6 protein-coding genes are annotated in these 16,504 nt (G+C 41.9%); 5 read left to right on the top strand and 1 reads right to left on the bottom strand.

Translation table 11 applies throughout. The features are described 5' to 3' along the window. Positions 1-52: 52 nt before the first annotated feature. The 4 genes from M3O96_RS00915 to M3O96_RS00900 all read left to right on the top strand — a co-directional run bounded on the left by M3O96_RS00915 (position 53) and on the right by M3O96_RS00900 (position 13,673). Complete coding sequence (locus M3O96_RS00915) at positions 53-3,763, top strand: two-component regulator propeller domain-containing protein (RefSeq protein WP_249717770.1); 3,711 nt, start codon at positions 53-55, stop codon at positions 3,761-3,763. Positions 3,764-4,519: 756 nt separating this feature from the next. Further along, entirely contained in the window at positions 4,520-7,723 is a 3,204-nt protein-coding gene (locus tag M3O96_RS00910) for a SusC/RagA family TonB-linked outer membrane protein (protein WP_249717768.1), read from the top strand. Positions 7,724-7,824: 101 nt separating this feature from the next. Then, on the top strand, positions 7,825-9,267 hold the full coding sequence (locus tag M3O96_RS00905; protein WP_249717764.1) for a SusD/RagB family nutrient-binding outer membrane lipoprotein: 1,443 nt from the start codon (positions 7,825-7,827) through the stop codon (positions 9,265-9,267). Between the two features lie 542 nt (positions 9,268-9,809). Further along, positions 9,810-13,673: a two-component regulator propeller domain-containing protein gene (locus M3O96_RS00900; protein WP_249717761.1), complete on the top strand. Its 3,864-nt coding sequence runs from the start codon at positions 9,810-9,812 to the stop codon at positions 13,671-13,673. A gap of 142 nt (positions 13,674-13,815) precedes the next feature. Here M3O96_RS00900 and M3O96_RS00895 read toward each other — a convergent pair whose 3' ends face one another. After that, the gene (locus M3O96_RS00895; RefSeq protein WP_249717759.1) at positions 13,816-14,079 is read right to left on the bottom strand and encodes a hypothetical protein; all 264 of its coding nucleotides are present in this window, start codon (positions 14,077-14,079) and stop codon (positions 13,816-13,818) included. A gap of 127 nt (positions 14,080-14,206) precedes the next feature. Here M3O96_RS00895 and M3O96_RS00890 point away from each other — a divergent pair, with 127 nt between their 5' ends. Then, positions 14,207-16,414, top strand: a complete 2,208-nt coding sequence (locus M3O96_RS00890) for a tetratricopeptide repeat protein (protein WP_249717757.1) — start codon at positions 14,207-14,209, stop codon at positions 16,412-16,414. Positions 16,415-16,504 lie beyond the last annotated feature (90 nt).

Here is a 16,504-nt window from a genome sequence, read left to right as displayed (position 1 = left end):
ACGCTTTAGGTGGGGATTGATTTCATATTTTTTACCAATTTAAAGTAGGCCAATGAATGCATTCAAACTAGTTTTAGCAATTTGTTTGGGATTTTTGGTTTCCTGCAACACCAAACAGGAATTCAGAGCAATTGACAAGAGTATCGAAAAAGACTCTCTTGTAACCTTGCGAAGAACTGTAATAGCCGACCTCCCTGACAGCTTACAACCCAAGACTTTTTTATTAAAAGATATGCCAAAACCAAAGGTTAGACACATCCACGAGATCGAAACTGAAACTACCCTGCTTCCTGTCTTAAAAAATGATAAAGGTGAACCTATTTTGGATCAGGAAGGCAATACAATTTTAATGGGAGGTGGTGGCTTATCTAATTTTACGACCTTCACTACTGATGATGGTTTGGCATTAGAGTCCATTTTATGTTCATTTATGGATAGGACAGGGAATCTTTGGTTTGGCACCCAAGGTGGTGGAGTGAGCCGGTATGATGGAAAATCATTTACCAATTTTACTATTGCACATGGTCTGGTAAATAATTCAATCTGGTCTATTTTTGAGGATACGTCCGGCAATCTTTGGTTTGGGTCTGATGGTACTGGAGTCAGTCGTTATAATGGAAAATCTTTTGCCAATTTTTCTGAGGATCAGGGCCTTTCATATAATGTTGTGCGGGATATAGCCGAGGACAAGGATGGAAATATTTGGTTAGGGACATTTGATGGTTTAAATCGTTTTGACGGCAAATCTTTTACTACTTTTTCTACTGCTCATGGTTTGGCGGATAATAATGTTTGGTGTATCACTGAAGATAAAAATGGGGACCTTTTGTTCGGAACCATGGAAGGAGGTGTAAGCCGCTATGATGGCCAAACCTTTACCACTTTATCTACTGATCATGGCTTAGCAAGCAATGCTGTTTGGAGAGTTAAAGAAGATAGTGAAGGAATTCTATGGTTTGGCACTTTGGGCGGGGGAGTTAGCCGCTATGAACCCTCAGATTGGCTAAAATCACGATCAGGTTCTTTGCCTCAGGGAAATGTAGGTATTACCAATTTTTCTACCAATGAAGGTCTAGCAAATAATTTAGTTCGGAATATCACGGAGGATAATGCAGGTAACCTTTGGTTTGGTACTGATGGGGGTGGAGTGAGTCGTTTTAATGGCAAGGTGTTTACCAATTTTACCACTGTTCAGGGGTTGGCAAATAATAATATTTTAAGTATTAGCAAGGATAAGACTGGGAGTCTTTGGTTCGCTACTTATGGAGGAGGCGTCAGTCGCTATGATGGTCCATCATTCACAACATTTTCCAAAGCCCATGGTTTGCCGAGTTCTTTTGTAGTGAGCATCACTGAAGATAAAGATGGAAACCTTTGGTTCAGTACTGACGAAGGAGGTCTAAGTTATTATGATGGAAAATCATTTACCAATTTTAATCTTGCCTTGGGGCAATTTGATAATGGAATTACAAGCATCATAGAAGATAGAAATGGAAGCATATGGATGAGCACCATGAGTTTCGGTGTTTTCAGATATGATGGTAATTCTTTTACAAATTATACCACTGATCAAGGATTGGTGCATTCTGGAATTAGGAATATTACCGAGGATAGGGCCGGAAATCTTTGGTTTGTAACAGTAGATGGCAAAGGAATGAGCCGGTATGATGGCAAATCAATAACTAACTTTTCCACCGTCCAAGGTCTGGCACATGATGATATTTCCTTAAGCATGGAAGATAGTTCAGGTAACCTTTGGTTTGGGACTAACGGAGGTGGATTGAGTTATTATGATGGCGAAACTTTTACCAATTTAACAACGGCTCATGGTCTTGCCAATAATTATATTATGAGTATTGTAGAGGATAAATCAGGTAATCTATGGTTCGGAACTGTAGGAGGCTTAAGTTTTTTGGATTTAGAATCCTATATAGAACATTCGAACCAAGATAGTATTCCAGCTACTTTATTTAGAAGTTTTGGAACCGCAGAAGGTTTGCCTGATAATAATATAACACAAGTCCTTCAAATGCCAAATGGAAAAATGGCCGTAGGAACTAATTTAGGGATTTCAATTTTTAATATTTCAGATGATCTTTCTAACCTTACCGATATGGAAATTTTCAACACTTCTACAGGATATCCTGTAAAAGATGTGAATGGAGGACAAGGCACTATGCTTTTGGATAGTAAAGGCATTATCTGGGCGGGCACTGGCTCCGAATCATCAGGGTTGGTTCGATTTGATTATGAGGCCTTAAATAAGAATGAAGATCTTCCGATGCTTGTAATTGAATCGGTTAAAGTGAAGGATGAACCTGTGAGCTGGCATACTCTAATCGAGTTTGGTGATGAAAACAGGAAATCCAATTTTATTGATGAAAAAGTTAATCCGCTAGACAGTATTTCCGTTCCTGCCTACATCACAGACGAAGTAAGCCTTTTCGGGAGGGAATTGACATTAGCAGAAAGGGATAGTATGACACAACGCTTTAAAAATCTTGAGTTTGATGGTATAACACCTTTTTATCATCTTCCACAAAATCTAGTATTACCCTATAAGCTCAATCAGGTTTCTTTTGAATTTGTTGCCATTGAGACTTCAAGGCCACAGATGGTAAGGTACCAATATCTTTTGGAAGGGTATGATGATAACTGGAGTCCTGTCACCAACAGGTCAAATGCTTCTTTTGGCAATATCCATGAGGGTACATATACTTTTAGGTTGAAGGCACTAGGCGCGAATGGAATGTGGACTGATCCTGTGACCTATACTTTTACAGTATTGCCACCTTGGTACCGTTCCTGGTGGGCTTATGGAATTTACGCTTTGTTCTTGATTGGGCTAGTCTGGAGAATCCACTTAATTCAAAAAGCAAAAACCCTCCGAAAGGAACGGGAAAAAACCAAAGACAAAGAATTAGCGCAAGCGAAAGAAATCGAGAAAGCTTATGGTGAACTCGGAATGGCCCATCAAACTTTAAAATCCACCCAAGCGCAGCTGATCCAATCAGAAAAGATGGCATCTCTCGGTGAACTGACAGCCGGTATCGCCCATGAAATCCAGAATCCATTGAATTTTGTCAATAATTTCTCGGAAGTCAGTAGCGAACTTTTGGATGAAATGAATGCAGAGTTAGAAAAAGGAGATATTGAAGAGGCTAAATTTATCTCAAATGATATCAAGCAAAACCTAGAAAAAATCAACCACCACGGCAAGCGGGCAGATGCGATTGTGAAAGGGATGCTCGAGCACAGCAGAATAAGTTCGGGAGAGAAAGTATTAACAGATATCAATGGCTTGGCGGACGAATATCTAAGATTATCCTACCATGGCATGCGTGCAAAGGACAAGTCTTTCAATGCGGACTTTGAGACAAACTTCGACCCGAACCTTCCCAAAATCAATGTGGTCCCACAAGAAATCGGAAGGGTGGTGTTGAATATCATCAACAATGCATTTCAAGCGTTTACCAATTCAGAATTCTTAATTCATAATTCAGAATTAAAGCCTCTAGTGAAGGTCTCAACGATGAAGAATGGAGACAATCTAGAAATAAGAGTTTCTGACAACGGCCCCGGCATCCCCGACGCCATCAAAACCAAAATCTTCCAACCTTTCTTCACCACCAAGCCAACCGGACAGGGAACAGGTCTTGGATTATCATTGTCATATGATATTGTAAAGGCACATGGGGGGGAGATCAAGGTGGATTCGGAAGAGGGGAAAGGAACAACTTTTATTATTCTCCTTCCAACTTAATTCTAAAAGGATATCAAGCCATTGAAAATCAAAATTGTAAGAGCTTAATTTTTAACCTCAAATTTTGGGTTAACAATTTTTTTGATATTTTCCCTTTGTTTATTTAAAGAAAAAAAGAATCCGAAATTATTGACTTTGAATGTGTAGCAATTTATTTTTAGGTAATGTGGATTTTATATGAGTTTCGATTTTTTGGCGTGCCTGTCCTATGACCTCCACGTTTTTTGAAGATGGTACAGGATAAATGATCCTCAGAATTAAACAGTTTAGTGTATGATCACTTCTTCCTAACAAAACCCAACTGATAGTCTTTGAATTTTTAAACCTATTATGTTCACAATAGCCCAATTCTTCAATATGGCCTATTAAGCTTTTAGCTTTTTTTGAGCAGTTTTTTGGGTGAATGAAAAAACAATGAGAGGAACAAAAAATATCATTCAGCAGCTGTACAAAATGTGGTTGACTACAAGATTAGGTATGGGTTTGGTACATAGGCCTCTGAAAAACCCTATGTCCAAGTGAGGCATTCCTAAAAAAATATTCATATAAGTACTCAATATTCTCGATAAATCAATCCTGTTATCAGGTGAGGCTCGGAGATGGAAATCATATTGAAAATGATTTTTTTATCCGATAGAAACAAACTAATCATAATTTATTTAATATTTTAGTAAAAAACAATTATTTAATAAAAAAAAATCTTTGAATTGTTTAAAAAATAGATTTAAATTTCAATTAAACTTATCTATATACCTAATGATGAAAGCTTTACATATTATAACAGCGCTTTTTTCTTTGGCACTCAGTTATGAGGTCTCGGCGCAGCAAAGGGAAATTACCGGAAAGGTAATTTCCCAAGAAGATGGAATGGGTTTGCCGGGGGCAACCGTTCTTGTCAAAGGCAGTACAATGGGAACAACTACCAATATGGATGGTAATTATTCGGTTAGTGTTCCTGAAGGGTCTGACATTTTGGTTTTTTCTTTTATCGGAATGAAGACCGTTGAAGAAACAATCGGTAATAGGTCATTGATTAATGTGACGCTAATTCCAGATGCATCACAACTGTCAGAAGTTGTGGTAACTGCCCTTGGCATTTCCCGTGAAAAAGCTTCCTTGGGTTACGCTGTTCAGTCGGTCGACGGCCAGCGCTTGGCAGATACCCGTGAAACCAACATCATAAATGCCTTGCAAGGTCAAATAGCCGGCGTCCAGATTCAGGGTACGCCAGCTGCCATCGGAGGGTCTTCGCGTATCACTATTCGGGGTGCAAACTCCTTTTTGGGAGAAAATCAGCCCCTGTTTGTGGTAGACGGTATGCCCATCAATAACGACAACTACTCTACGGCGGACCAGCAGGATGGCTTTGGAGGCGGAGCTTACGACTACGGTAACGCTGCTTCCGACATCAACCCTGCAGATATTGCTTCTATGGAGGTGTTGAAAGGTGCTGCTGCTACTGCCCTATACGGTACCCGAGGTTCAAATGGCGTGATCTTGATCACGACTAAGAGTGGCGGCAGCAAGAGAGGTATTGGAGTGGAAGTGAATTCCACCACTACATTTGAGAGTCCCATCGCCCTGATACCCCATCAGCAACAATATGGTGGTGGCGATATTACCAATACAGAGTCAGGCTTTGTGGAATTTACTGAAAACGGTCAATCTTTCTTGGCACCTATCTACGCCAAAGACGGCTCTTGGGGACCGCGCTACGATCAGGATACCAGGGTACGTCACTGGGACTCTTGGGATATCGATTCTCCTACCTACGGCGAGACCCGCCCTTGGGTAGCCCCTGCCAATGGTTATGAGAACTTCTTCGAAACTGGTGTTACCATGCAAAATAGCTTTGCCGTTTTTGGCTCCAATGATGTCAGTAGCTTCCGTCTGAGCTACACCAACTTGAATCAAAAGGGTGTAATCCCCAACTCCAACCTCTCGCGTAATACCATCAGCTTAAATACTACTTACAAAATATCTGATCGCCTCACCGCATCTGTTGCCGGTAGTTTTGTGCTGCAAAACGCAGATGGGCGTAATACTACCGGCTACGACAACTCCAACCCTATGCAGGGCTTCACCCAATGGTGGCAAACCCAGCTTGATGTGAAGCGTTTGCAAAACGATCAGTTCCTTGATGGGCGTCAGCAAACTTGGAACCCCATAGGTCCGGTTATCGATCCGGCAACCGGTCAGTTGCTGTCGTTCAACCACCGTCCCCGTTTCTTTGACAACCCTTACTGGGTGCGCAACAACTACTTGCAGGAAGACAGCCGTGACCGGTTGTTCGGTAACTTCAACCTGAACTACAGAATCATCGATGGCCTGAGTTTCAATGTAAGGGCCATGCGTGATGGGTTCACTTTCCGCTCTCGCGAAGGTATCCCCCAAGGTGGTATTACCCAATCTCGCTATGCTGAGACGGTGCGTACTTTCGCAGAAACCAACTTAGAAGCCAAATTGCTTTTTAACAAGCGGCTCAGTGAAAAATTCTCTTTGAATGCTATGCTCGGGGGTAACTTGATGAACCAGAAGAATACTGGGAATAGCATCAACACCGTGGGAGGCTTGGCCTTGGATGGTTTCTTCAATATCGCTAACTCTGTAGGTGCAGCTCAGGTAATTACCAATGAGCAGGAAAGGGCCATCAACAGTGTGTTTGCTACAACTTCTGTGGGTTTCATGGATTTGCTATATGTAGACTTGTCTTTGCGTGGCGACTGGTCTTCTACTTTACCTGCCGATAACAACAATTACTGGTACCCTTCGGTATCTTCCAGCTTTGTGTTTACAGAGCTTGAGGCCTTCCGCAATTCCTTTCTTTCTTTTGGAAAAGTGCGCGTGGGGTATGGCCAAGCCGCCAATGATGCTGCCCCTTACCAGTTGCGAAACGTATACAGCAATTTAGTACCTAACTTTGGCGACTTCCCGCGTTATACAGTGCCTTTGAGTAACCCTAATGCAAATCTTCGACCTGAGCGTACCAACGAGATTGAGTTCGGAATCGAATTTGGCATACTCAAGGACCGTCTGTCGTTCGATGTGTCGTATTACGACCGTACTACTGTAGACCAAATCTTCAACGTGCCTTCCTCTGCTTCAACCGGGTTTACTTCAAGGGTGCTGAACGCTGGTTCTATGCGCAACCATGGTATCGAAGTGATGGTGAATGCTCGTCCTGTGGTTAGAGGTGATTTTGCCTGGGATTTGATGGTGAACTTTGCCACTTTCAACAACGAGGTAGTTGAATTGGCCCCGGGTGTTGAGAACATCATTGCAGGTATTACTTGGGCCGCCGACGTTCGTGTTCAGGAAGGCTTCCCTTACATGTCGCTGTTCGGCCAAGACTTCCGCCGCAACGATGTCGGTCAAGTGATTGTGGGTACCAACGGTTTCCCATTGGTAAATAGTAACCGCGAGTTCTTGGGCAGTACCATTGCAGACTTCGCCGGTGGTATGCGCAACAGCTTTTCCTACAAAGGTCTGGAACTCAGTGCCCTGATTGACTTTCAAGGTGGTGGTATTATTCACTCGACTTCTATGCAGTGGTCCAAATACTCAGGTATGGATCCCATAACTGTTGAGAATAACGTTCGTGAAACTGGTTTAATCGTACCCGGTGTAACTGAAACTGGAGAGCCCAATACGGTGAACATTAGCCCCCAAGCTTACTACCAAACTATCTGGTCGGTGGCCTCTCCCAATGTTTTCGATGCTTCTTTCATCAAGCTTCGCGAAGTATCGTTGGGTTATAGCCTACCTAACAGCTTGATTTCCAGGCTTCCCGTACGGGATGTGCGTTTCCGTCTGTTTGGCCGCAACCTGGCCATCCTTCAAAGTAACTTGCCTTACCTTGACCCACAAGGAGTAAATGGTGCTGGCAACGTCCAAGGATTGGAAAACGCGCAGGTGCCAACTACGCGCTCACTGGGCTTCGACATCAGCTTTAAGTTCTAATCTAAGGCTTTGTCCAAATTGGCGGTGAGGTGTAACTGCTAAACCGCAACTACCTACATATTACTCTTTGTTCAAATGAACATTCAAAATTTCGACAAATCATGAAAAATATCGCAAACTATCTATTGACCTTTTTCCTCTTCAGCTTAGGGGTTTCGAGCTGTACAGAGGGTTTTGAGGAGATGAATATCGACCCAAACAACCCCACAGCTGTGCCGGCTGAGAACCTGCTTACCCAAGCCCAGTTTTCCCTATCAAACCTGATGTGGAGCCGGGCGCTCAACTTCGACTTCGGGATGCTGATGGTACAGCACTTCTCGCAAAGCGAATACGCTGAAAACAGCCGCTTTAACCAGAACCCCTCCAGCTTCGATGGTATTTGGAACACGTTCTACGCTAATGGTATGAATGACCTGCAAGCAGCCATGCGAGTTACGGCGGCCAATGAAAACCTCTCCGAAGTTCAGCGCAACAACAATCTGGCTATACTGGAAATCCTTCGCGTATGGTCTCTCCAGAACATAACTGATATCTGGGTGAACGTCCCCTATTCACAGACTTTTAATCCGGCTGAGTTCCCCAACCCCCAGTACGACAGGCAGCAGGATATTTATGCAGGCTTAGCCAGTGAAATAGACGCAGCGCTCAGCAAAATCACCGTGGGTACTCCTGGATTCGCCTCGGGCGATATCTATTACGGTGGAGACATGGCAAAATGGCAACGTTTCGGTAATTCGCTCAAAGTCCGCATCGGTATGCGGATGGCTGACGTTGAGCAGGCCACTGCTAGACGTATGGTTTCTGAGGGTTTTGCCGCGGGTGTAATTAGTTCGGCTGATGAAGGTTTTTACTTTCCTTTTCAATCAGACCAACGGTTGGCAAATCCCTTCTTCGTTGATAACACCATCGGCAACCGTGATGACTTCACGCTTTCAGATGTATTGGTAGACGCCATGAAAGCGCGTAACGACCCGCGTATTCCGGCTTTTGGCAATCCAAATGTGGCTGGAGAGTTTGTAGGCCTACCCTTCGGCCTTACCGATGGTGAGACTTTTGCTTTACAGGGTACGGCTTCTAGGCCGAGCAACCGCCTGCGCTCGGCTACCGCACCTGGCTACCTCTTGACTCATGCCGAATTGAAGTTTTTTGAAGCTGAGGCTATCGAAAGGGGCTTCATCAATGGGAACGCTGCCGAGGCATATAACGCTGCAGTTGCTGCTTCCATGATGCAGTGGGGCATTTCAGACCAGATAGCAATAAACGCCTACTTGGCCCAGCCTATAAATGCTTACGATGCGGCCAACTGGAAAAACTCCATTGGCATGCAAAAGTGGATTGCGCTTTATGGTAATGGTATCGAGGCTTGGTCGGAATGGAGAAGGCTCGACGTGCCCCAGCTGGCCGTTCCTGTTGCCGCCGTCCGCCCCTCTATTCCCGTTAGGGCTTTGTATCCTGCCGTAGAGCTGGGAAACAACCCCACCTCGGTAGCCAATGCCGGCTTCGAAAACGAAATGAACATCAAACCTTGGTGGGACGTGAAATAGGATTCGAAAATCCAAGGAACATACAATAGTAAATAGGCTGTATCAAAATTATCTTTTATATTATGTAACAGCCGAAATTAAGTCATAGAGGCCGATTTTCTCAAAATCGGCCTCTATTTTCTTGAATGGAAGTTTCCCTGTTTTTTTGGTTTGGATACAGGAAAAGTTTTTTAAGTTTTATTATAATCATTCATTGAAACAATTGATCCCCAGAATAAACAGCATCCTGTATGAATAATTCTTCCCTGCAAAACCCATCAGATGGGAAATCCGAATTGGAATCGAGTTGACAGCCGCAAAGGGGGAAACAAAAATAAAACTGGAATAAATCATGGTTAAAGCCATGTCCATCCTGGACAGGAAGTATTACAATAGAATATTACCACCTTTTGCCTACAGAAGGGAAGTCATTGGGGGAACTGAATTTGAATTCTAAATTTTTCGAAGGGAAAGAATTTATAAACAATCTTCCTTATATTTAAGATAATCAACACTTTGGGTGTGGATTGAATTCATATTTTTTTACCAATTAAAAAAGGCCAATGAATACATTCAAACTAGTTTTTGCAATTTGTTTGGGATTTTTGTCTTCATGTAACTCCAAACAGGAATTTAATGCTGTATACAAGAGCATCGAAAGAGATTCTCTTGTTCCATTACAAAGAACTGTAATAGCCGACCTCCCTGACAGCTTGCAACCCAAAATCTACTTTTTGAAAGACATGCCAAAACCGGAGGTCATAGCCTTTAACGAGAGCGGTGCAAAAACCATTATGCTTCCTGTTTTGGAAAACGATAAAGGAGAACCAATTTTGGATGATGCAGGAAATACTATTCTAATGGGAGATGGGGGCTTATCCAATTTTACCAACTTTACCACCGATGATGGATTGGCAATGGACGGATTAAATTGTTCAATTATAGATAAATCAGGGAATCTTTGGTTTGGAACTGCGGGAGGCGGAGTGAGCCGATATGACGGAAAATCCTTTACCAATTTTGATTTCACACATGGATTGGCATATAATATAGTGAATGATATCTTAGAGGATAAAGCTGGAAATATTTGGTTCGGAACAGGTGAAGGAGTAAGCCGTTATGATGGCCAAACTTTTACCAATTTTACCACCGCTCCAGGATTAGCCGGTAATCCAGTTTGGAGCATACTTGAGGATAAAGCTGGAAATCTTTGGTTTGGCACATGGGGCGGAGGGGTGATTCGTTATGATCCTTCGGCTTCGCTCAATACAGGCTCCAAATCATTTACAAACTTTACCACTGACCAAGGCTTGGTACATGATAATATTGTTATAATTAAAGAGGATAAATCCGGAAAACTTTGGTTCGGCAGTTTTGGAGGAGGCGTGAGCTGCTATGATCCTTCGGCTACACTCAGGACAGGCTCAATATCATTTACAAACTTTACCACCGCTCAGGGCTTGGCACATAATGATGTTTTGTCGATCACAGAGGATAAAACCGGAAAACTTTGGTTCGGAACTGGTGACGGAGGGGTAAGTGTATATGATCTTTCAAAATCCCCGGAAAAGGAACAGGAAGTCTTTATGAATTTAACCAAAAATCATGAGTTGGCAAATAGTGTTGTGACAGGTATCATTGAGGATAATTATGTTCCAGCAGGAGAAGTCGGAATTTGGCTTGGCACTACCCGCAGGGGAGTAAGTTACTTTGATGGAAGGTACTTCAAAAATTTTACTACCGCTCAAGGTTTGGCAAATAATTTCGTTATGAGCATCACGAAGGACAAAATCGGCAATCTTTGGATCAGCACCATGGGTGGAGGAGTGAGTAGGTATGACGGTAAATCCTTTACTAATTTTACAAAAGTTCAGGGGCTCTCAGATAATAGTGTTTGGACCATAATGGAAGATAAAACCGGGAACCTTTGGTTTGGCACTAGTGTCGGAAGCGTTAGCCGATTTGATGGCAAATCATTTGTAAATATCACTTCTGATGATGGGTTGGCAAAATATTCGGTAGATTGCATTTTAGAAGATAAAACCGGGAATCTTTGGTTTGGAGGTACTGGGGGGTTGAGCAAATATGACGGAAAATCCTTTACCAATTTTAATACCGCTCATGGGTTGAAGGATTATGTTTTTAACCTTGTCGAGGATAACTCTGGAAATATTTGGTTTGATAGTTCAGAGGGAGTGAGCCGATTTGACGGGAATTCATTTACGAACTTTACCACTGATCAGGGCTTGGCAAATAACAATGTTTTTATAATCACAGAAGATAATACAGGAAACCTGTGGATCGGTACCAATGGTGGAGGAATAAGTCGCTATGATGGCAAAACTTTTACAAATTTTACAACTTCTCATGGTCTTCCCAATAATTACATCAAGAGTATTGAAGAGGATAAATCAGGAAACTTTTGGATAGGTACTGATGATGGTTTGGGTTTTTTAGAATCACAAACAGCCAGAGAACTGTTTATAGAACTCACTGCTGAAGATCTTGCTAACCAGCTCAATTCCGAAAACCAGCAAGATCAGTTTCCAAATTTAGGACCTGGAAGATTGTCAGAGAAATCATCTACTCTATTTAGAAGTTTTGGAAAAGCAGATGGATTGGCGGATAAAGGTGTCACACAAGTGGTTCAATTACCCAATGGGAAAATGGCTGCTGGTACTAATTTAGGCATTACTGTTTTTAATATTTCCGAAGACCATACTACCCTCACCGATTTGGAAATATTCAACTCATTTACAGGATATCCAATTAAGGACGTGAATTCAGGACAAAATGCAATGTTTTTAGATAGCAGAGGAATTATATGGGCGGGTACTGGCTCTGATAAAACAGGATTAGTTCGGTTTGATTATGAGGCTTTAAAAAGGAGTGAGGAGCTTCCGGTGCTTGTGATTGAATCAGTTAAAGTGAAGGATGAAGCTGTAAGCTGGCATACACTAGCTGAAGCTTTCGAAAATGATCAAAACAGTAATTCAAATCAGAAAACCGAAAAGATAAATTCGCAAGACAGCATCACCGTTCCTGCCTACATTACAGAAGAGGCAAGCCTTTTTGGAAGGAAATTAAGATCTACAGAAAGGGACAGTATGATCCAACGATTTAAAAATATTGAGTTTGATAGCATTACACCTTTTTATCCTCTCCCACAAAATCTGGTATTGCCTTATAGTCTCAATCAGGTTTCTTTTGAATTTGTAGCCATCGAAACTTCCCGTCCTCAAATGATAAAATACCAATACCAATTGGAAGGATATGACGAGGATTGGAGCCCTGTTACAAACAGATCCAATGCTTCTTTTGGAAATATTCATGAGGGTTCATATACTTTTAAAGTTAAGGCTTTGGATGCCAATGGCATGTGGACGGAGCCAGTTTCTTATTCCTTTACTGTTTTGCCGCCTTGGTACCGAAGTTGGTGGGCTTATGGAATTTACGCTTTGTTCTTGATTGGGCTAGTCTGGAGAATCCACTTGATTCAAAAAGCAAGAACCCTCAGGATAGAGCGCGAAAAAACCAAAGATAGAGAACTGGCACAGGCTAAAGAAATCGAGAACGCTTATGGTGAACTTGGCAAAGCGCATCAAACTTTAAAATCCACCCAAGCCCAACTCATCCAATCTGAAAAAATGGTCTCCCTCGGTGAACTCACCGCAGGCATCGCCCACGAGATTCAGAATCCGCTGAATTTTGTGAATAATTTTTCGGAAGTGAGTGCGGAGTTGATGGAAGAATTAAAAAGTGAGAGGTTAAAGGTAGAAGGTGAAAGGAGTGAGATAGTAGAAGAGGAAATAATTGGTGATGTAATCCAAAACCTAGAAAAAATCAACCACCACGGCAAGAGGGCAGATGCGATTGTGAAGGGGATGCTCGAGCACAGCAGAATAAGCTCAGGGGAGAAAGTGCCCACCGATATCAATGCATTGGCAGACGAATATTTGAGACTTTCCTACCATGGCATGCGGGCGAAGGACAAGTCCTTCAACGCGGAATTTGTAACCGACTTCGATCCAAATCTCCCCAAAATCAATGTAGTGCCACAAGAAATCGGAAGGGTTTTATTGAATATCATCAACAATGCTTTTCAAGCTATCAGCCAACCCTCCAAGGGTTCCAAACCCTTGGAGGGTTTTAACCCATTAGTAACTGTCTTCACAAAAAACCTTGGAGACAAAATCGAAATATCGGTAAGGGACAACGGCCCAGGCATCCCCGATTCCATCAAGTCCAAAATCTTCCAACCCTTCTTCACCACCAAGCCCACCGGGCAGGGAACAGGATTGGGTTTATCCTTATCTTATGATATTGTGAAGGCACATGGAGGAGAGTTGAAAGTGGAATCTAATTTTGGTGAGGGACTACCTGTCGGAGTGGCATTCACAAAATTCACCATCATTTTACCTTTATAAGGGGTTTTGGGATTTTATAAATCAGGATGAAAAATAGATATGGTGGAATGCAGCTTTAAAACAATAAAACCCTGAACCGGGTATGGGAAGAATACTAAGTTCAGGGTATTGAAAATTTCTTATGAAAGAAATTATAGGATTACTATTTGGTTCGCGCAGGATCCACTCTCGTTCTAGCAGGATCTACAAGGGTTCTTGCAGGATCCACGGCACGTTTTAACAAATCTTCAGTTTCCTGAGTCAGATTATCCGAAGAGTTTTGGCTATCCGTCCCATCATCGTCACCTGATGGCACGAGATTGTCATCATCGCTAGAAGGGGAAGCATCGAATTTAACTATTGAATCTAATTCAATAGTGAAAAACAATAAACAAGTATTGGCATTTGCAAAGGAGATTCTTTTCATGATTTTTAGTTTAAAGTGCAAATTATATGTATTAAAGGTAGTTTTTAAAGTTAAAATTCCAAATTTTATTACATTGAAATCAAATTCCGTCTTTTAACAATTGTCAATTTAAAACTATGATTACTTCATGATAGCCCACTATAAATTACATGGAAGTAAACCAGGGTGGATTACACTATTTATTGTATGCTTTTTTATACTACCCATAGCTCTTGTTCAGGCCCAGACCATCGAAAACCTAAAAGCAGATCTTGAGAAACTTTCCAAAAAACACGGATTTTCCAGTGATACCATTTACCTCAACAAGGCCAATGACCTTGGTTTTATGCTTGCAGAAAGTAATCCCGACATTGCTTTCCTCTTTCTCGACAAGCAGATTGAGATGTGTCAAAAAGCCAATTATAAAAAAGGTGAATCCGAAGCCTTGAAAATATATGGAAATGCACTACAGAATAAAGGAAATTTTGCTGCTTCTATTGAATACTATAAAAAATCCCTAGCCATTGCCGAAGAGATGCCTGATGACAGGTTGATTCCAGGAATTTTGAACAATATTGGATTGGTTTATTTTAATCTCGGCAATTATGCAGAGGCTTTGGGTAATTTTTTTGAAGCGATAAAAGGGGCCGAACAAACGGGGAATTTAAATGTCGAGGCTGCGGCGCTAAACAATATTGCCATGATCTATTTTGAACAGGGTAAGTTAGAGGAAGCCAAATCAAAATATCAGGAGATGCTGGTTATTTATCAGAAAATGGGAAATCAGGGGAGGATGATTCTCGCTTATAATAATCTCGGTGATGTAGAACTCAAGCAAAACAAGCCCTTGGAAGCCCTTGAACATCTCAAAGTAGGTCATGCCTCGGCATTGGCTTTGCAAAGCCCCGAATTTATAGAGATGACCGCTCGGACCTTAGCGGACATATATGTAGCACTGGATAGTAACGAGAAGGCAGAGAACCTTTACCGACAATCAATTGCCATTGCCAAGGAAAAAGGGTATGGAGTTCCTTATTCACATTCTTTGGTAGGATTAGCAGAATTGTATTATGGCAAAGGAAACTACCAAGAAGCGCTCCTCTATGCCAAGGAAGGATTGGATCAAGCCAATAAAATGAAGCAAGCCATGCAACAACGAAATACCCATGAACTGATATCCAAAATCAATGAAAGGCAAGGTGATTTCGAGGAAGCTTTGGCTAATTATAAGCAATTCAAACAATATAATGACAGCATCAATAATGCCCAGGGACAGCGCCTCGCCGCCACTTTGGAAGCAGAATATGAATTTTCGAAAAAGACTCTGGAATTTGAAAAGGCAAGTCTGCGTCAATGGTGGCTGGTTTTTTCCGCTTTTTTAGGGTTAGTTACTTTTGTGATAATTCTTTTTATAGTCTATAGAAATAGAAATAAACTGAACAAAGCATACCTGGTCCTGAAGGAAAAGAATGTTGAAATTGAAAGTAAAAACGACAAACTTGAAAACGCACTTGACCAATTGCGGTCAACCCAATTGCAGCTCATCCAATCAGAAAAGATGGCTTCACTTGGAGAGCTCACTGCAGGCATTGCCCATGAGATACAGAACCCGCTGAATTTTGTGAATAATTTTTCTGAGGTAAGTGTGGAACTGATGGAGGAATTAAAGGGTGAGAGGTTGAAGGTGAATGGTAAGAGAAGTGAAACCGTGGAGGAGGAAATCATTGGTGATGTTATCCAAAACCTAGAAAAAATCAACCACCATGGAAAGCGGGCGGATGCGATTGTGAAGGGGATGCTCGAGCACAGCAGAACAAATTCTGGTGAGAAAGTCCCAACGGACATCAATGCTTTGGCAGATGAGTATCTGAGACTTTCCTTTTATGGCATGAGGGCAAAGGATAAGTCTTTCAAAGCAGATTTTGTGACTGAATTCGATCCTAATTTGCCAAAAGTCAATGTAGTTCCCCAAGACTTGTCTAGGGTTTTGATCAATATTATTAACAATGCATTTCAGGCTATTACCACCCTTCATCCCTCACAAAGTACCCGGCCAGGCATGGAAGGGGGAGAAAACATTCCAACCGTGAAGGTTAAAACATCGGTGGTTAAGTCCCCTTCAGGAGATTTTAGGGTAGAAATATCGATAAGAGACAACGGTCCAGGCATCCCAGATTCCATCAAAACCAAAATCTTCCAGCCTTTCTTTACGACCAAACCCTCCGGTCAGGGGACAGGCCTTGGATTATCCCTTTCTTATGACATCATAAAATCATTTGGTGGGGAAATTGAGGTAGTTTCAATCGAAGGAGAAGGCTCAGAATTTAAAATTACTATACCGATATCAAAGCCCTAAAATTCACCTTTAACAATAGGCGAATAAAAGGTGATAAGACCAAAAAATGATCCGGTAGACCGTCGGCTGTTTTCCATTTTTGTTTTTCAC

The organism is Aquiflexum sp. TKW24L (assembly GCF_023502205.1).
GTDB lineage: Bacteria > Bacteroidota > Bacteroidia > Cytophagales > Cyclobacteriaceae > Cognataquiflexum.
This window is presented reverse-complemented; position numbering and strand designations above follow the sequence as displayed.

Bases quoted from the DNA above. Each gene is read 5' to 3' on its own strand.
- M3O96_RS00905 (WP_249717764.1), top strand. From the start codon at position 7,825: ATGAAAAATATCGCAAACTATCTATTGACCTTTTTCCTCTTCAGCTTA.
- M3O96_RS00890 (WP_249717757.1), top strand. From the start codon at position 14,207: ATGATAGCCCACTATAAATTACATGGAAGTAAACCAGGGTGGATTACA.
- M3O96_RS00895 (WP_249717759.1), bottom strand. From the start codon at position 14,079: ATGAAAAGAATCTCCTTTGCAAATGCCAATACTTGTTTATTGTTTTTC.
- M3O96_RS00910 (WP_249717768.1), top strand. From the start codon at position 4,520: ATGATGAAAGCTTTACATATTATAACAGCGCTTTTTTCTTTGGCACTC.
- M3O96_RS00900 (WP_249717761.1), top strand. From the start codon at position 9,810: ATGAATACATTCAAACTAGTTTTTGCAATTTGTTTGGGATTTTTGTCT.
- M3O96_RS00915 (WP_249717770.1), top strand. From the start codon at position 53: ATGAATGCATTCAAACTAGTTTTAGCAATTTGTTTGGGATTTTTGGTT.